Here is a 16,336-nt window from a genome sequence, read left to right as displayed (position 1 = left end):
CCCGCGAAATCTCCACCCCGATGGCGCCCGCCAGGCTCGCCCCATCTCTGGCCCCGTCCCGCCCTCCGGAACAGGCAGGCCGGAGGGCGATGGCCGTCCGGCGAAGCCTCCTACTTGCCGGCGGCCGGCAGCTTGACCACCAGCCCGTCCAGCGCCTCGGTCATCACGATCTGGCAGCCGAGGCGGGAGGTTTCCTGCAGGTCGAAGGCGAGGTCGAGCATGTCCTCCTCATCCTCCGTCGGCTCGGCCAGCTTCGGGAACCAGTCGCCCTCCACGATCACGTGGCAGGTCGCGCAGGCGAGGCTGCCCTCGCAGGCGCCCTCGATATCCACGCCATGGCGATGGGCGATCTCCAGCACGCTGAGGCCCAGCGGCGCATCCACCTCGCGCCGCGTGCCGTCACGCTCGATAAACGTCATCTTCGGCATCCGCGCCGCTCCTACTCCACCGTCTCGGGGGACGTGACGGATGTCCAGGCACGCGCGAGGGCCGCGGCCGCCAGGTCCACCTCGGCGGGCGAGGTAAAGCGCCCGATCCCCACGCGCAAGCTTGCTCTTGCGGCGGCCTCGTCCAGCCCGATGGCCCGCAGCACATAGGAAGGCTCCACCGAGGCGGAAGAACAGGCCGAACCGGTGGAGACGCAGATCTCCGGCATCGCCGCCATGAGCCGCTGCGCATCCACGCCGCCGGGGAAGGTGAGGTTCAGGTTGCCCGCCACCCGGCGCTCCCGGCTGCCATTCACCGCCACCCCCGGCACCTGCGCGGCCAGCGCCGCCAGGAAACGGTCGCGCAGACCGGCGGCGCGCGCCGCGTCCTCCCCGCCCTCCAGCCGCGCCAGCCGCGCCGCCTCGCCCAGCCCGGCCACCAGCGGCGGCGCCAGCGTACCGGAGCGGAAGCCGCGCTCCTGCCCGCCGCCGGACAGGAGGGGCGCCAGGCGGACACGGGGGCGGCGGCGGACATAGAGCGCGCCGATGCCCTTGGGTCCGTAGATCTTGTGGCCGGAGAGCGAGAGCAGGTCCACGCCGATCGCCGCCACATCCAGCGGCACGCGCCCGGCGGCCTGCGCCGCGTCGGTGTGGAAGAGCGCCCCCGCCCCCCTGGCGATGGCGGCCAGCGCGGGCAGGTCCTGCACCACGCCGATCTCGTTGTTCACCGCCATGATGCTGACCAGCAGCGTGCCGTCATCCACCGCCGCGCGCAGCGCCTCCGGGTCCAGCAGCCCGTCCGGCCCGACCGGCAGGATCACCGGCTCGAACCCCTCCGCCGCGAGGTCGCGCACGCTCTCCAGCACGCATTTGTGCTCGGTGGCCGTGGTGACGATGCGCCGGCGCCCGCTGCCCTGCGTGGCGGCGAAACGCGCCGCGCCCTTGATGGCGAGGTTGTTGCTCTCCGTGGCGCCGGAGGTCATCACGATCTCCCGCGCCTCGGCGCCGATCAGCGCCGCCACCTCCGCCCGCGCCTGCTCCACCGCCGCCTCGGCGGCCCGGCCCATGACGTGCTCCACGCTGGCCGGATTGGCGAAGTTCTCCTCCCACCAGGGGCGCATGGCCGCCAGCACCCTGGGATCGACCGGGGTGGTGGCGTGGTTGTCGAGATAGATCGGGCGGTTGGCGGCCGGAGCGGTCATGCCGCGAAGATGGGGCTCTCCGCGGCGCGCTGCGAGAGGCGATCCCGCATGGCAGCATAAGCGGCGAGAAAACGCTCCGCCGCGTCCTCCGGCACGTTCCAGGGCAGGGAAACGCGGATGGCGCAGCCCGCCGCCTCGCCCAGCCCCATCGCCTCCAGCACATGGCTGCGCGCCACCTTGCCGGAGGAGCAGGCCGAGCCCGCCGAGACCCGGACCCCGGCCAGGTCCAGCGCGATGACCTGGGTTTCCGCCGGCGCGCCGGGCAGCAGCAGGCTCACCGTATTGGGCAGGCGCGGCGCCCCGGCCCCCAGGATGCGGGCGCCGCTGCCCGCCTCGATGGCGTGCCGGATCGGCAGGAGCCGTTCCGCCGCCCGGGGGTCGGCAGCCTCCGCCGCGGCGCCCAGGCCGGCGATGGCCGGCAGGGGCTCGGTGCCGCCGCGCCGCCCGCGTTCCTGCCCGCCGCCCGGCAGATGCGCCGGCAGGTCGAGCCCCGGGCGCAGCAGCAGCGCCCCGGCCCCCTTCGGCCCGCCGAGCTTGTGGCCAGACAAGGCAAGGCTGTCGGCCCCCAGCGCCTCCAGGAAAACCGGCATCCGCCCCGCCGCCTGCACCGCGTCCAGATGCAGCAGGGCGCCGTGGCGCCGGCAGAGGGCCAGGGCCTCCGCGACGGGATGGATCACGCCGGTCTCGTTGTTGGCCAGCATCAGGCAGACCAGGGCGGGGGGACCGGAGGCGAGAAGCTGCTCCAGGGCCGCGAGGTCCAGCAGCCCGTCCCCGTCCACCGGCAGCCGCCCGGCCTCCGGCGCCGTGGCCAGCACCGCCGGATGCTCGGTGGCGCCAACCAGGATGCGCCGGCCCCGTCCCAGGCCGCGAATCGCCAGGATATCCGCCTCGGTCCCGCCGGAGGTGAAGACCACCTCCCGCGCCCGGACGCCGAAACGGTCCGCCACCTGGGCGCGCGCCTTCTCCAGCAGCCGCCGGGCGGCCCGCCCCTCGGCATGGACGGAGGAGGGGTTGCCGGTCAGGTCCAGCGCCTCCAGCACGGCCAGCCGGGCCTCCGGCCGCAGCGGCTCGGTGGCATTGGCATCGAGGTAAAGGGGGAGCGGGGTCATGCCTCCCTCCCTTCTCCGCCCCTCTGCCCGCCCTCCTGCCCACCCGGTGCCAGGGCGGGCAGGAGCGGCGGCAGGGCGCGGCCCCGCACCTGTCCCTGGACCACATCCGCCAGAGAGATCCCGGCCAGGAAGAGGCGGATCTGCTCGCCCAGCTCGTCCCAGAGGTCGTGGGTCGCGCACCGGCGCCCGGCCAGGCAGCCAGCGCCTTCGCCCTCGCAGCGCGTGGCGCTGAGCGGCTCATCCACCGCCTCGATGATCTCGGCCATCGAGATCGCCGCATCCGGGCGGGCCAGCCGGTAGCCGCCGCCCGGCCCGCGCGCCGATTCCACCAGCCCCGCGCGCCGCAGCCGCCCGAAAAGCTGCTCCAGATAGGCGAGCGACAGATTCTGCGCGCCGGCAATCTCGCCCAGGCTGACCGGGGGCTCCGGGCTGCAGGCCGCGCATCGCGCGCGGCCCGCCATCTCCACCATCGCCATCACCGCATAGCGGCCGCGCGTCGACAGGCGCATGTCGTTCGGTCACCTCCGCGGTGTCATCGGTGTTCCCACAGGGGCGTTCCCGCAACACCGGAAACAAAAAGGGAATATTCCCGCCTGGAGCCTGAGACATGGGCCCCATGCCATGATTTCGTTAGGGTTTAGAGGAACCGCTCCCTATATTGGCTTTGCGCCGGGGATCGTAAGCCCGCCCCGGCAGACATCAGATGATCGGAACCCTGCCGGTATGGAAGGTGTCTCGCGGTATGCCTCCTGCGTCCGCGGCACGCCCCTGTCGGCATCGCTCCACGAAACCGGGGAGGATGGAGGGCCTGTGCGTTTCCCCCTTCATTCTCCTCCCGAGGGCTGTTGGCTCGGAATGCGTGACTGCGCATTCCCAAAGGAAGTGGACACCAGGGGACAATGCCTGAAGTGATGTTCGCCGGCCCCGATGGCCGGCTGGAGGGCCGCTACCACCATTCCAAGCGCCCGAATTCCCCCGTTGCCCTGATCCTCCATCCCCATCCGCTGCATGGCGGGACCATGAACAACCGCGTGGTGCACGGGCTTTATGGCCGTTTCCAGGCGATGGGCTTCTCGACCCTGCGCTTCAACTTCCGGGGCGTGGGCAAGAGCCAGGGCCGCTATGACGGCGGTATCGGGGAGATCTCGGACGCGGCGGCGGCGCTCGACTTCCTGCAGGCGGTGAATCCTTCGGCGCCCATGCTCTGGGTGGCGGGGTACTCCTTCGGCGCCTATGTCGGCATGCAGTTGCTGATGCGGCGGCCGGAGATGGGCGGCTTCGTCTCCATCTCCGCCCCGGCGAGCCACTATGATTTCGGCTTCCTCGCCCCCTGCCCCTGCTCCGGCCTGATCCTGCACGGCGCGCAGGACGAGCTGGTGCCGGAAAGCAGCGTGCGGAAGCTGGTGGACAAGCTGAACACGCAGAAGGGCGTGAAGATCGACTACCGCGTCATGGAAGGCGCGGGCCATGTCTTCACGCCGGACCAGACGGAGAAGGTCTGCGACGCCACCGAGGATCACGTGATGTCGGTGCTGAACCGCGCCCGCATGTCCATGGCGGCGGACTGAACCCTCCGGCCCGGACAGGGCCTCCCGGTCTTTCGCAGAACCGCCGGTTCCCCCTCGGGAACCGGCGGTTCGCCGTTTTCGGGGGCGATGAAGGCACACCAGCCCTGAGCGCCCGGCACAAAAAAGGCGCCCCGGGCGGGGCGCCTTCCTGCTTTTCCGGTCCGGCCGGGAATGCGGCCCGGCGGTTCAGGCCGCCAGCGCCAGGGGGGCGGCCGGGCGGCGGAATTCGAGGATCAGCAGCCCGCCCACCAGCATCAGGCAGGACACCATGGCGGCCAGCGCCACCGGGAGGGCGAGGAGCTGGCTGGTGCCGGCGCTGCCCAGCAGCGTGCCGACCACGGCCAGGATGGTGGCGATGCCGAGGAAGACGAGGGAGATGGCGAAGGACTTCATGATACTGGGGCCTCCCAGGCCTGAGTGATCCGGCCGTTGCCGGCCTCTGGAGCGGAAGATGGGAGCCGCTCGCGGCACGGTGAGGACCCTTTTATGGCATGATTCGGGCACATGGACCGCCCGGTTCATGGCAGATCCCCGATACGCGCGGGCTCGGCTTGCATGGTTCTTGCTGCCAAGCTGCGACCATGACCGCCACGAGACTCCGCCCCGCCATGCGCCGCCTGCTCCTGCTCGCCATCCTTCTCGCCCCGGCTTCCGTGACCCTTCCTCCGGCGGCCAGGGCCCAGAGCCCGGCCGCCCCGGCGCCGCTGCGCACCGCCGTGGACGGCACCTTCGCGCCCCATGCCTTCCCGAAGCTGGATGGCGGGGTCCAGGGCTTCAACGTGGATCTCTTCACCGAGGTGGCGCGGCGGCTGGGCCGGCCGATCACCATCGACAGCGCCTCCTTCTCCGGGCTGGTGCCGGCGCTGAACGCCGGGCGCTACGACTTCCTCGCAGCCCCGGTGACCGTGACGAAGGAGCGGGCGGAGAACCTGCTCTTCACCGAGGGCTACCTGTTCACCGAGTTCCAGTTCGGCATCCGCAAGGGCAACACGCCGATCGCCTCGCTCGACGACCTCAGGGGCAAGGCCATCGCGGTGAACAAGGGCAGCGCCTATGACGCCTGGGCCCAGGCCAATGCGGCGAAGCTCGGCTTCACCACCCAGACCTATGACAGCAACCCGGATGCGGTGCAGGCCGTGATCGCCGGGCGGGCCTATGCCGTTCTCGCGGGCAATACGGTGGTGAAGTACGCGGCGTCCCGGCAACCGCAACTCGTGCCGGACTTCGTCATCAAGGAGACCCGCGCCCACTGGGCCGCGCCCTTCCGCAAGGACGAGGTGGCGCTGCGCAACCAGGTCGAGGACGTGCTGGAATGCATGAAGCGCGACGGCTCCCTGGCGAAGCTCAGCGAGAAGTGGTTCGGCAGCAAGCCGGCCGCCGACGATGCCGAGAACACCCCCTTCCCCGGCTATGGCGTGCCCGGCCTGCCCGGTTACGACCCGGCGCCGCATGAGCCGCGCTGCGGCTGAGGACGGGTCTTCCTTCTCGTGGACTCGGGCTTCGTCTTCTCCTTCCTCAACGCCCGCGTCGCCGCCGAATACTGGCCCCGCATCGCCGAGGGCTTCGCGCTGACGCTCGCGCTCGCCGCGCTGATCGTCGTCGCGGGGCTCGCGGCCGGGCTGGTGCTCGCGGCGGTCCGGGCGCTGGGCATCCGTCCCCTGAACTGGCTGATCGTCTTCTTCGTGGACCTGTTCCGCGCCCTGCCGCCGCTGGTGATCCTGGTGCTGCTCTATTTCGGCCTGCCCTCGGCGGGGATGTCGCTGTCCGGTTTCTGGGCCACCTGGCTGGCGCTGACGCTGGTGCTGGCCGCCTTCGCCGAGGAGATCTACTGGGCCGGCATCACCGCCGTGCCGCGCGGGCAATGGGATGCGGCGCGGGCGCTGGGCTTCCGCTTCCTGCCCGTGCTGTTCCTGGTCGTGCTGCCGCAGGCCGTCCGCATGGTGATCCCGCCGCTGACCAACCGCACCATCGCCATCACCAAGGGCACGGCCCTGGCCTCCGTGGTGGGGGTGTCGGAGATCCTGGGCGCGGCGCAGTCCTCCATGGCCTTCTCGGCCAATCCGACGCCGCTGACCCTGGGCGCGATCGCCTATGCCATCCTGTTCCTGCCGGTGGTCGGGCTGGGGCGCTGGATCGAGCGGCGCTTCACGCTCGGCCGGACGGGGAGCGCCTGAGATGGAGGACTTCACCACCGCCTTCCTGAACACCGGGATCATCGGGCAGGCGCTGCCGATCCTCTGGTCGGGGCTGAAGCAGACGCTGCTGCTGTCGCTGATGACGGTGCCGCTCGGCATGCTGGGCGGGCTGATCCTGGCCTTCACCTCGCGCGCCGGCTCCCGCTGGATCGCCTGGCCCGCCGCGGCGCTCACGGATGTCTTCCGCGCGGTGCCGCCACTGGTGCTGCTGGTCTTCCTCTACGCCGGCCTGCCCTTCCTCGGGCTGGATATCGGCGCCTGGGGCGCGGTGGCCGTTGGCTTCTTCCTGAACACCGGCGCCTATTACGGGGAGATCCTGCGCGCCGGGCTGGACAGCGTGCCGCGCGGCCAGACGGAGGCGGCGCGGGCGCTGGGGCTGCGCTCCTGGCAGGCCATGCTGCTGGTGACCCTGCCCCAGGCCCTGCGCAACGTGCTGCCGGACCTGGTGAGCAACACGCTGGAGGTGGTGAAGCTCACCTCCCTCGCCTCGGTGGTGGCACTGCCGGAACTGCTCTTCCAGGCGCGGCAGGCGCAGAGCGTGACCTACAACGCCTCGCCCATCGTGGCGGCCGCCCTCGCCTATTTCCTGCTGCTCTGGCCCGTGGTGCGGCTACTGTCCCGGCTGGAGAACCGCGCCATGGCCGGAGGGCGATAAGGGTCTGCTCCGATCGCCCCCCCGTCAGGGGCGCTGTGCCGCCATCTGCGCCAGATAGGCGATGAGGCTTTCCATGTCCCGCTCGGGCAGTTGCTCCTCGGTGAAGCCCGGCATCTTCTGATCCGGCCAGTGGCGGATACTGGCCGGGTCGCGCAGATAGCGGCGCAGGGAGGCGGGCTGGAAATACTCCACCGGGCTCATCGGGCGGTTGAGGTCCGGCCCCAGCATGGCCGTGCCGCCGCCATTGATCCGGTGGCAGGGCAGGCACTGCGCGATGAAGACGGCGAGGCCGCGCCGGGCCGGATGGCTGCCCGGCAGGCCCGGGTCCGGCTCCATCATCGGCCAGCGGGCGGTCGGCGAGGCGACGTAGCGCAGCATGGCGAGCTGGTACGTCCAGTACTTGGTCGGGATGCCGCCGGCCTCCGGCCTTTCCCAGACGATGTAGAAAGGGCCCGTCCCGGCGGCCTTTCCGGGCATGGGCGGCCAGGGGGCGCCGGCCGGCTCGACGGCGATCCAGGCGCGGCTGCCCTCGCCGGCCCCGGTGCCGAGAATGGCGCGCAGCGGGATCTGCGCCGCGTAGCCGTCCAGCGCGACCGTTTCCAGCGCGCTGTCCTCGGGTGGCGCCAGGCGCGACAGGAGCGATGCGAGCGGCACGGCGCGATAGCGCCGCGACTGGCGATAGGCGGGGTCCGTGGCGATCTCGATCTCCGTCGCCTCGGGATGCCGGAGGAGTTCATCGCTGTCGAAGCTCAGGCTCTCCACGCCGCTTTCGAGGCGCAGCGTGGCTGCAGCGGCCGGGAGCGCCAGGAACAGCAGGGCCACCAAGGCTGCCGGAGTCAATGGCATGCGGCGATTCTCGTCAGGGTTGTTTTCAAAATGAAACTTTAACTTCTGACGCGCGGCAAGATGTCATTTCTAACCCGGAAGGTTGAAAAGGCCCTTTCCCTCCCCCCTTCGCCTGCCAGCCCGCCGCGCCGCTTCTGCCCCGTCGGGCAAAGATCGAGCAGCACGCAGCGATGGCAGGCCGGCAGGCGAAAGAAGCAGCAGCGCTGGCCATGCAGCATCAGCACCTCATGGTCGTCATAGACCTGCTGCGCGTCCCATTCGGGCGGCAGCATCGCCTCCAGCACCCGGTGCGCCGGGCCGACCGCCAGCTTTGGCGGGATCAACCCCAGCCGGATGGCGACGCGGTGATGGTGGCTGTCCACCGGCAGGGCGCGGCGACGCAGGGAGGAGAAGGACAGAACGGCGGCGCTGGTCTTCGGTCCGATGCCGGGAAGGGATTCGAGCCAGTCGCGCGCCTCCGCCACCTCCATGTCGGCGAGATGGCCGAGGTCCAGCCGCCCCCGCCGCTCGGTCAGCACGCGCAGCGTGCGCTGCAGGGCCGGCGCCTTGGCCTCCGGCCAGGTGCAGGGGGCGATGGCGGCCTCGACCTCGGCCACGGGCGCGTCCCGCACGCTTTCCCAGTCCGGAAAGCGTTCCCGCAACTGGCGGAAGGCACGGGCGCTGTCCGCGTTCTTCGTCCGGTGCGACAGCAGCGACGAGACGAGTTCGTCCAGCGGGTCCAGCGCATGAAAATAGGCGATGGGACAGTGGTAAGCCTCGCAGAGGCGGGCATGGACCTGTCGCAGCAGGGCGCGCCGGTCATCGGCGGCATGGGTCTCGTCTTTCGGCTTCTGGCCCATGGCTTCGCATTCCCCAGGAAGCAGGGAAACGCCGCCGGGACCGACCGGTTCGCCACCGTGACAGCCTTCGGGTGGCGTGATAGTTTCTGTAAGTTAATTCATTTAAATGATGAACGACTTCCCCGCCGTCGTTCTTCCGGAGGACCGCTTCCATGACCGCCCGCCGCACCCGAAGGGCCACGCTGCTGGCCGCCTGCGGAACCCTGCTCGGCCTCGCCTGGGGTGGCGTGCAACCGGCCCAGGCCCAGGACAAGGCCGCGGCGAATTATCCCGACCGCCCGATCCGCGTGATCGTGCCCTTCGGCGCTGGCGGCACCACCGACCTCGTGGCGCGCCTGGTCGGGCAGACCATGAGCAGGCACCTGGGCCAGCCCATCGTGGTGGAGAACCGTGCGGGCGCCGGCGGCAATATCGGCAGCGATGTCTGCGCCAAGTCCGCGCCGGACGGCTACACGCTCTGCGTCGGCACGATCAGCAGCCATGCGATCAATGCCAGCATCTATCCGAAGATGCCGTTCGACAGCCAGAAGGACTTCGCCCCGGTGGCGCTGCTGGCGACGCAGCCGAACATCCTGGTCGTCGCCAACACCGTGCCCGCCTCCAACGTCACGGAGCTGGTGGCGCTGATGAAGGCCAAGCCCGGCTCCTTCGACTATGGCTCCTCCGGCGTCGGCACCTCCATCCACCTGGCGGGCGTGCTGTTCCTGCAGATGACCGGTACGGATGCGGTGCACGTGCCCTATCGCAGCAGCGGCCAGATCATGACCGAGATGCTGGGCGGCTCGCTGCCGATGAGCTTCGACAACTTCTCCTCCGCCTGGCCGCATGCGCGCGACGGGCGGCTGAAGGCGATCGGCGTCGGCTCCAAGGAGCGCATGAAGGTGGCGCCGAACGTGCCCGCGCTGGCGGAAACCCTGCCGGGCTTCGAATCCCTGTCCTGGCACGGGCTCTTCGCGCCGGCGGGCACGCCGCCCGCCATCGTGGAGAAGCTGAACAAGGAGGCCCTGGCCGCGGTCCAGTCGCAGGAGGTGATGGCGCGCTACGAGGAGCTGGGGATCTCCCCCAGCGGCTTCACCCCGGCCGAGTTCAAGGATTTCGTGGCCGCCGAGACCAGGCGCTGGGGCGATGTCGCCCGGGCCGCGAATGTGAAGGTGGAGTGACCCGCCACGCGGATGGCGGCGGGGGCGCCTTGCGGGGGCGCCCCTTCCCGCATCCTCAGCGCTGCCGCCAGGGCAGCCCCTCGGCCTTCCAGCCCGCCACCGTGCCGCGATGGCCCGACGCATCGGGCGGCCCCTCGAAGCCGTCCGCGACATTGAAGGGCTTCCCGTAGCCGGCGGCCTGCGCCGTCTGCGCCGCGGCCAGGGAGCGCGCGCCGGACCGGCAGATGAAATAGAGCGGCGTTTCCGGCCTCGCCCCCGCCCGGCGGAGCATGTCGGCGAAGCCGGCATTGATCTGCATGGACGGGTAGAGCTGCCAGGGGATCAAAGCGGGCTGGCGCCCGAGCTCGGACAGATCCGGCAGGCCCACGAAGTTCCACTCCGCATCCGTCCGGACATCCACGAGCATCGCGCCCGGATCGTCGCGCAGCCTTTCCCAAACCAGGCTGGGAGGCACATCCTCGATCGTCATTCCAGGGCTCCTCGATCTGTTGGATGCAATCTGGTTTGATGCGGGCGCCGCGTCCATACAGGCAAGGGATCTCTTTCCGCGCATGTCCGCCCCTCCTCCCCCCGCCACCGCCATGGCGGGGCGATCCAGCCGCGTGCCCGTCCTTGCCGCCGCCTCATTCGCCACCTCGACCCAGACCTTCGTGGTGTCCGGCCTGCTGAACGAGATGGCGGCGGACCTCGCCATCCCCGTCGCGCAGGCCGGGCAGGTGGCCACGGTCTTCGCCATGGCCTTCGGCCTTTCCGCGCCCTTCCTGGCCGCCCTCACCGCGCGCTGGCCGCGGCGGCGCCTGCTGGTGGGGATGCTCTGCCTGCTCGCGCTGCTGAACGGGCTGATCGTGGTGACCCATTCCTTCGCCGCGCTGATGGGGCTGCGCCTGCTCTGCGGCATGGCGGCCGGGATGGTGGTGCCGGCGGCCTCGGCCACGGCGGCGGCGCTGTCCACGCCCGAGCATCGCGGCCGCGCCCTGGCGACGGTGGTGGCGGGCTCCACCTGCGCCTTCCTGTTCGGCGTGCCGCTCGGCTCCCTGGCCGGCGAGGTCTTCGGCTGGCGCGGCGCCTTCGGCCTCGCCGCCCTGCTGGCGCTGGGCGCGGCGCTGGCGATCCGGCTGGTGCTGCCCGAGGTGGCGGGGGAGCACAGCGGGCTGCGCGGCCTCGGCAACCTGATGCGGAAGGGCGTGCGCAAGACCCTGGCGGTGACCTTCCTCGCCTTCGGCGCCAGCTTCTGCACCAGCGCCTTCATCGGCCCGGCGGTGAACCGGGTGAGCGGGCTGACCGGCGGGCAGGTCGGGCTGATGCAGGCGCTGATCGGCGCCGCCTCCTTCGCCGGCATCCCGCTCGGCGCCTGGATGGCGGATCACGGGGCGGTGCGGAAGCTCTGGCTGCTGCCGGCGGTGATGGTGCTGGCCGCGCTGGCGCACTACGCCCTGCTGTCCGGCGCGGCGGATGGCATGGCGGGCGCGATCCTGTTCCAGGGCGCGGTGATCCTGGTGGCGGGGGCCTGCGCCTTCGCGCTGTCGCCGCTGCTCCAGGCACGGCTGGTGGCGCTGGTGCCGGAGGCACGCAACGTGGTGCTGGCGGCGAATTCCTCGGCGATGTTCCTGGGCCAGGCCACCGGTGCGCTGCTCGCCGGCATCGCCATCACCGGGCTGGGCATCCAGGGCATCGCCGCGGCGGGGGCGGCGATGGCCTTCGTGGCCTGCCTGGTGGCGGCCTGGATGAATCTCGGCGCGCGCTCGTCCGGCCGCCGGAGCTGACATGGACAAGGGCGGAGGTGGCGTGCCTCGCCCGGGGCGCCCGGACAGGAGCGGCCCCCTGGGTGGAAGCCCCGTCTGCGGGGGCTGCTTTCGGCCCCAACCGGCGCCAGCCCTGGCCGGGCCGACTACCGCGTTGCCTGGGATCGTGCGGTGAGTTTGTTTCCGTCCGGATCGCGAAGGTAGGCGACGAAGGCCCCGTCCGGGCGCTCAGTGGGCGGGCTTTCGATCGCGGTACCACCATGCGTGGTACCGGCCTTGTGCCAGGCGAGAACATGGTCCCGGCTCGCAGCGGCGATACCAATCGTCCCACCATTGGCCGCGGTCGCCGGCTTCCCATCGATCGGTGTCGTGATCATCAGCCGGCTGCCCTCGTGGGCATAGATCAGCCTGCCTCTGGCATCCATTTCGCCAGCCTTGCCTCCCAACGCGGCGAATGTGGCGTCGTAGAACTTCCTGGCCCGCTCCAGGTCGTTGCTACCGATCATGACGTGAGTGAACATGATTCCTCTCCGGAAAGGGGCTGCGTTCACAAGGGAGATGCCCTTGCGGGGCTGAGCTACCGGGCCACGCATGGCGGCGGCCCCGGAGATGACGAGACATTCAAAGAAGCCGCCATCCGTGAGCTGTTCGAGGAAACCGGCATTCGGAGTGTCGATCCTGGCCCCGATCCTGGCCCCGATCCTGGCCGGCGGAAGTTTGTCCTTCGCCTCTCAAGCGGCGAAGAGGCGATGGCCGGCCATATCGGATCAGGCTTTCCCCCTAACCCGCCCGCCACGCCTCGACGAAGGCCCGCGCGTTCCGCCCGACCTCCGCCGCCTCCATGCCCGGCTTGTAGAGGGCGGAACCCAGGCCGAAGCCGGCGGCGCCAGCGGCCCGGAAACCGTCCATGTTTTGCGGCGTGATGCCCCCCACGGGCAGGAAGCGCGTCTCCTTCGGAAAGACGGAGCGCATCGCCTTCAGCACCGGCGGCGTCAGCAGTTCGGCCGGGAAAAGCTTCAGCGCATCCGCCCCGGCGGCCAGCGCGGCGAAGCCCTCGGTCGGGGTGGCGATGCCGGGCGTGCAGAACAGGCCGGTGGTCCTGGCGGCGCGGATCACCGTGGCGTCGGCATGCGGCATGACGATGATCCGCCCGCCCGCCATGGCCACGTCGGCGACCTGCGCGGGCGCCGTCACCGTGCCGGCGCCGACCAGCACGTCACGGCCGAATTCGGCGGCGAGGCGCCGGATGCTGTCCACCGGCTGCGGCGAGTTCAGCGGCACCTCGATGATGGCGAAGCCCGCCTCCACCAGGGCGCGGCCGACCGGCACCGCCTCCTCCGGCGTGATGCCGCGCAGGATGGCGATGAGCGGCAGGCGGTCGAGATAGGTCTGGAGCGGCATCAGGCGGTTTCCCTGGAGGTTCCGGCGACGAGCCCGGCCTGGGTGGCGATGCGCCACAGGCCGGCGGTGGCGGCGTCCTCGATCTCGCGGACCTCGGAAACGCCGAACAGGGCCAGCGCCTCGCGGTAGCGGCGGCAGAGGGCGGGATCGCCGATCAGTACCACGCCCTCCGCCCGGTCCAGCCCCTGGCCACGCAGCCCGCAAAGCAGTTCCTCGCCGATCAGCAGGCCGGAGAGGTAGTCGAGGCTCAGCTCCGGCCGCAGCCCTCCGGTCAGCACCAGGGCGCGCGCCGAGAAGAGCAGCGGCGCGAGATGGCCGCCCTCCCGCACCGCCCGCACGCCGCGCAGGAAGGCGGCATCCGCGGCGGCATCCTCCGCCGGCTTCGGCGTGTCCCGGGCGAAGCGCCCCAGGATGGAATGCCCGCGCAGCACGGCGAAGAGTTCGCCGGTCATGTAGGTGTCGAAGCGCGCGATGCGGCCCTGCCCGATGGTGACCCATTTCGAATGGGTGCCCGGCATGACCAGCAGCGATCGCGCCCGCAGCGCCGGGTTCAGCGCCAGGGCACCCGCGATCTGCGTTTCCTCGCCGCGCATCACGTTCGGGGACTCGCCGTACTGGGCGACGCCCGGCACCACGCGCAGCGCCCCGCCGGGCACGGGCACCAGCCCCCCGGCCAGTTCCTCCGGCCCGGCCGGACAGGGGAGATAGGGCGCCTCCACCCAGCCCTGGGCGCTGCCGATCATGCCGCAGGCGATGGATTCCAGGTCCGGCCAGCGCCGGCGCCATTCGCCGGCCACCGCCTCGAAGGCGGCGGCGAAATCGCCATCCGCCACCTGCATGATGCCCTGCGCCGCGCCGCGCCGGTCGAGCACCACGCCATCCGCCCCCAGCAGATAGGCGCGCAGGGAGCTGGTGCCCCAGTCCAGCGCGATCAGGGCCGGGCTCCGCGCGGCCGCCGCGCCGTTCATCGCCTGCTCATCCGTCCGATCCGTCATGGCGTTCCTCTCCGCTCGTCACGCGGCGCGCGGCGTGGCGGCGCGCCAGCCGAGGCCGCGGGAGATGGCCTCCGCCGTGGCCGCCACCTCGGGGATCAGCGCCAGCATCCGTTCCTCCGGCATGTGCTGCGCGGCGGAGGCGAGGCTGACCGCCGCCACGATGCCACGCCCGGCATCGCGCACCGGGGCGGCGACGCAGTGGATGCCGATCTCGTTCTCGGCAAAGTCCAGCGCCACGGATTGCGCGGCATAGCGCCGCATCTCGTCGCGATAGGCGCCCCAGGGGCGCGGCGTGCCCCGGCAGGCGGGATGGGCGAGGCCGCTTTCGTAGAGGTCCCGCCAGCGCTCCTCCGGCAGGTCGAGCATCAGCGCCTTGCCCACACCGGTCAGCGCCATGGGCATGCGGTGGCCGATGCGCGACCGCATCTCCAGCCCCCGCTGCCCGGAGATCTTGTCGAGGTAGAGCACCTCCGCCCCTTCCGGCAGGCCGAGATGCACCGTGTCCTGCGTCCGGGCCGCCAGGGCCTCCAGATGCGGCCGGGCGAGGCGCGCCAGCGGCACCTGTTCCCGCGCCTGGAAGCCCAGTTCGATCAGCCTTGCCCCGAGCGCGTAGCCGTCGCCCTCTCCACGGAGATAGCCCGCCTTCACCAGCGCGCTGGCGAGGCGCTGCGTGGTGCTGCGGCTCAGCCCCAGCACCCGGCCCAGCGCCGGCAGGTCGCGCGCGCCACCAGCCACCGCCTCCAGGACGGCGAGGCCCCGGAACAGGGTCTGGGTACCGGGCGTGCATTCCAGCGGCATGGCGATCCCTCCGCCGTGGAGGATAGGGCGGCGGCGGGTTCGGTCAATATATGGTCTTGAAACCCAATATATGGGCTCCAGGCGGCACGCGGCCTTCCTGTCATCGGAGGCGCGACAGGCGGGGCGGATGTCACGGCCCAGCCGCCGGGCCGGCCCCCCGCCCCGCAGCCGGGCGGGGGCCTGGCGGGCGTCACCCGATCTGGGGTGCGGTGGCCGCCACGGGACGAGCCTGCCCGGCGAGGCCGGGCCTGGGCCGGGGAAGCGGGACGCCGTTGAACAGCCAGAGCAGCCAGGCGCTGCGGCTGATCACGAAACGGTGGATCAGGTGGCTGAGGCCCAGTCCCGCGGCCACGGCGATCGTCCAGCCCAGCAGCGGCATGTCGAGGCCCAGGCGGATGCTGCCCTCGGCCACCAGCATCACCACCAGATAGTGGAAAAGGTAGATGGTGAAGGCACTGCGCACGAGTTCGTTGACCACCGGGTGCCCCGCATGGACGAGGCGCCGCGCCCCCGCCAGCAGCAGCCGCGTGCCCGTCAGCCCCATCAGCGCGAAGAGCAGCACGCCCGAGACCTGCGTGACCGCGCCCGTTTCCAGGTCGCGCTGAAGCAGCAGCAGCCCCAGCCCCGCCACGAAGAGCAGCAGCGTGCCATGGCCGGGACGGGTGAAGCGGTCGAAGGCGTCCGGCCGCGTCAGCAGCCAGGCGCCCAGCAGGAAGAAGGGGAAGTAGAGCAGCAGTTCGCGCAGGTTGACGGTGTCGCCGAAGGCCCGCTCCAGATGGCCGCCCAGCAGCCGCTCATCCAGCGCCTTCAGCCCCAGGCGCCAGGCCACCATGGCGGCGACCAGCAGCAGGTCGCTGGCCATGACCTTGCCGGCCAGACGCTCCAGCGGCGCGGGGGCGAGGCGGCAGAGCGGCAGCAGGGCGGCGAAGAGGCCGCACATCAGCAGCAGGTCCAGCAGGAACCACAGATGCCCCAGCCAGTGCCCGCCCGGTGAGGTGAGTTGCGCGAGGAAGGACGGCGCCACGCCCCCGGCCGGGTGCAGCGCCACCGAGGCCACGTACATGGCCGGGATGTTCAGCAGCAGGACCGACACCGCCAGCGGCAGGCCGAGCCGCGCCAGCCGCGCCTTCAACCAGGCGGCGAGCCCCGCCTTGCGGATCACCATGACCGAGAAGAAGCCGGCCAGCAGAAAGAAGGCGGGCATGCGGAAGGCATGGATGACGTCGTTCACATGGCCCAGCAGCAGGCTGGTGGTGACCGGGTTCACCAGCCAGGGGTCCGGCCCGAAGACCTGCCCCGCCCGGTAGGGAATGCCCAGCAGCATCAGGAGGGCCCGGCAGAAATCCATGTAGTACAGGCGCTGACCCATCGGTCCGTCCTCATCCCCATCGGCGCGGCGGA

The 16,336-nt window shown here is 71.4% G+C and carries 19 protein-coding genes and 1 pseudogene; 7 read left to right on the top strand and 13 right to left on the bottom strand.

Annotation, left to right across the window (positions count from 1 at the left end):
* Nucleotides 1–110: 110 nt before the first annotated feature.
* Genes MVG78_RS09820 through MVG78_RS09805 form a run of 4 tightly spaced genes read right to left on the bottom strand, consistent with a single transcriptional unit; the run spans nucleotide 111 to nucleotide 3,245 of the window.
* On the bottom strand, nucleotides 111–428 hold the full coding sequence (locus MVG78_RS09820; protein WP_247551069.1) for a ferredoxin family 2Fe-2S iron-sulfur cluster binding protein: 318 nt from the start codon (nucleotides 426–428) through the stop codon (nucleotides 111–113).
* An 11-nt stretch (nucleotides 429–439) separates the two neighbouring features.
* On the bottom strand, nucleotides 440–1,627 hold the full coding sequence (locus tag MVG78_RS09815; protein WP_247551067.1) for a cysteine desulfurase family protein: 1,188 nt from the start codon (nucleotides 1,625–1,627) through the stop codon (nucleotides 440–442).
* Nucleotides 1,624–2,736, bottom strand: a complete 1,113-nt coding sequence (locus MVG78_RS09810) for a cysteine desulfurase family protein (protein WP_247551066.1) — start codon at nucleotides 2,734–2,736, stop codon at nucleotides 1,624–1,626. The genes MVG78_RS09815 and MVG78_RS09810 overlap by 4 nt, the downstream gene beginning before the upstream one ends.
* Nucleotides 2,733–3,245, bottom strand: a complete 513-nt coding sequence (locus MVG78_RS09805) for an Rrf2 family transcriptional regulator (protein WP_247551064.1) — start codon at nucleotides 3,243–3,245, stop codon at nucleotides 2,733–2,735. The genes MVG78_RS09810 and MVG78_RS09805 overlap by 4 nt, the downstream gene beginning before the upstream one ends.
* A gap of 390 nt (nucleotides 3,246–3,635) precedes the next feature.
* Here MVG78_RS09805 and MVG78_RS09800 point away from each other — a divergent pair, with 390 nt between their 5' ends.
* The gene (locus MVG78_RS09800; protein ID WP_026032966.1) at nucleotides 3,636–4,304 is read left to right on the top strand and encodes an alpha/beta hydrolase; all 669 of its coding nucleotides are present in this window, start codon (nucleotides 3,636–3,638) and stop codon (nucleotides 4,302–4,304) included.
* 186 nt (nucleotides 4,305–4,490) lie between these two features.
* Here MVG78_RS09800 and MVG78_RS09795 read toward each other — a convergent pair whose 3' ends face one another.
* A complete protein-coding gene (locus MVG78_RS09795) occupies nucleotides 4,491–4,697 on the bottom strand; it encodes a hypothetical protein (RefSeq protein WP_247551063.1) in 207 nt (68 codons plus the stop codon).
* A 188-nt stretch (nucleotides 4,698–4,885) separates the two neighbouring features.
* Between MVG78_RS09795 and MVG78_RS09790 the strand changes: the two genes are divergently transcribed.
* The 3 genes from MVG78_RS09790 to MVG78_RS09780 are packed head-to-tail and all read left to right on the top strand — an operon-like array spanning nucleotide 4,886 to nucleotide 7,154.
* Nucleotides 4,886–5,773: a transporter substrate-binding domain-containing protein gene (locus MVG78_RS09790; protein ID WP_247551061.1), complete on the top strand. Its 888-nt coding sequence runs from the start codon at nucleotides 4,886–4,888 to the stop codon at nucleotides 5,771–5,773.
* An 18-nt stretch (nucleotides 5,774–5,791) separates the two neighbouring features.
* Nucleotides 5,792–6,478, top strand: a complete 687-nt coding sequence (locus MVG78_RS09785; protein ID WP_247551059.1) for an amino acid ABC transporter permease — start codon at nucleotides 5,792–5,794, stop codon at nucleotides 6,476–6,478.
* A 1-nt stretch (nucleotide 6,479) separates the two neighbouring features.
* Nucleotides 6,480–7,154 (top strand): amino acid ABC transporter permease, encoded by a 675-nt coding sequence (locus MVG78_RS09780; RefSeq protein ID WP_247551057.1) that lies wholly within the window; start codon nucleotides 6,480–6,482, stop codon nucleotides 7,152–7,154.
* Between the two features lie 24 nt (nucleotides 7,155–7,178).
* Here MVG78_RS09780 and MVG78_RS09775 read toward each other — a convergent pair whose 3' ends face one another.
* On the bottom strand, nucleotides 7,179–8,000 hold the full coding sequence (locus MVG78_RS09775; RefSeq protein WP_247551055.1) for a c-type cytochrome: 822 nt from the start codon (nucleotides 7,998–8,000) through the stop codon (nucleotides 7,179–7,181).
* A gap of 38 nt (nucleotides 8,001–8,038) precedes the next feature.
* The gene (locus MVG78_RS09770) at nucleotides 8,039–8,839 is read right to left on the bottom strand and encodes an endonuclease III domain-containing protein (RefSeq protein WP_247551053.1); all 801 of its coding nucleotides are present in this window, start codon (nucleotides 8,837–8,839) and stop codon (nucleotides 8,039–8,041) included.
* 152 nt (nucleotides 8,840–8,991) lie between these two features.
* On the opposite strand from MVG78_RS09770, the gene MVG78_RS09765 reads away from it, so the two are divergent.
* Nucleotides 8,992–9,999, top strand: a complete 1,008-nt coding sequence (locus tag MVG78_RS09765) for a Bug family tripartite tricarboxylate transporter substrate binding protein (protein ID WP_247551051.1) — start codon at nucleotides 8,992–8,994, stop codon at nucleotides 9,997–9,999.
* Nucleotides 10,000–10,054: 55 nt separating this feature from the next.
* Here the strand turns inward: MVG78_RS09765 and MVG78_RS09760 are convergent, their stop codons facing one another.
* Nucleotides 10,055–10,468 (bottom strand): rhodanese-like domain-containing protein, encoded by a 414-nt coding sequence (locus MVG78_RS09760; protein WP_247551050.1) that lies wholly within the window; start codon nucleotides 10,466–10,468, stop codon nucleotides 10,055–10,057.
* Between the two features lie 82 nt (nucleotides 10,469–10,550).
* On the opposite strand from MVG78_RS09760, the gene MVG78_RS21530 reads away from it, so the two are divergent.
* The gene (locus MVG78_RS21530) at nucleotides 10,551–11,762 is read left to right on the top strand and encodes an MFS transporter (protein ID WP_282615004.1); all 1,212 of its coding nucleotides are present in this window, start codon (nucleotides 10,551–10,553) and stop codon (nucleotides 11,760–11,762) included.
* Nucleotides 11,763–11,887: 125 nt separating this feature from the next.
* Here MVG78_RS21530 and MVG78_RS09745 read toward each other — a convergent pair whose 3' ends face one another.
* Nucleotides 11,888–12,262, bottom strand: a complete 375-nt coding sequence (locus MVG78_RS09745; protein ID WP_247551048.1) for a VOC family protein — start codon at nucleotides 12,260–12,262, stop codon at nucleotides 11,888–11,890.
* On the opposite strand from MVG78_RS09745, the pseudogene MVG78_RS22045 reads away from it, so the two are divergent.
* Nucleotides 12,251–12,391: pseudogene (locus tag MVG78_RS22045) on the top strand (hypothetical protein); the annotation flags it as partial. The gene MVG78_RS09745 and the pseudogene MVG78_RS22045 sit on opposite strands and share 12 nt — an antisense overlap.
* A 130-nt stretch (nucleotides 12,392–12,521) precedes the next feature.
* On the opposite strand, the gene MVG78_RS09740 reads toward MVG78_RS22045, so the two are convergent.
* The 4 genes from MVG78_RS09740 to MVG78_RS09725 form a co-directional block, all read right to left on the bottom strand.
* The gene (locus tag MVG78_RS09740; RefSeq protein WP_247551046.1) at nucleotides 12,522–13,142 is read right to left on the bottom strand and encodes a 2-dehydro-3-deoxy-6-phosphogalactonate aldolase; all 621 of its coding nucleotides are present in this window, start codon (nucleotides 13,140–13,142) and stop codon (nucleotides 12,522–12,524) included.
* Complete coding sequence (locus MVG78_RS09735; protein WP_282615003.1) at nucleotides 13,142–14,137, bottom strand: 2-dehydro-3-deoxygalactonokinase; 996 nt, start codon at nucleotides 14,135–14,137, stop codon at nucleotides 13,142–13,144. The genes MVG78_RS09740 and MVG78_RS09735 overlap by 1 nt, the downstream gene beginning before the upstream one ends.
* A gap of 18 nt (nucleotides 14,138–14,155) precedes the next feature.
* Nucleotides 14,156–14,935 carry an IclR family transcriptional regulator gene (locus tag MVG78_RS09730; protein WP_247551044.1) on the bottom strand — a complete coding sequence of 260 codons (780 nt, stop codon included), beginning with the start codon at nucleotides 14,933–14,935 and terminating at the stop codon, nucleotides 14,156–14,158.
* A 190-nt stretch (nucleotides 14,936–15,125) separates the two neighbouring features.
* Nucleotides 15,126–16,304, bottom strand: a complete 1,179-nt coding sequence (locus tag MVG78_RS09725) for an acyltransferase family protein (RefSeq protein ID WP_247551042.1) — start codon at nucleotides 16,302–16,304, stop codon at nucleotides 15,126–15,128.
* Between the last annotated feature and the right edge of the window lie 32 nt (nucleotides 16,305–16,336).

The organism is Roseomonas gilardii subsp. gilardii (assembly GCF_023078375.1).
Classification (GTDB): Bacteria; Pseudomonadota; Alphaproteobacteria; order Acetobacterales; family Acetobacteraceae; genus Roseomonas; species Roseomonas gilardii.
This window is presented reverse-complemented; position numbering and strand designations above follow the sequence as displayed.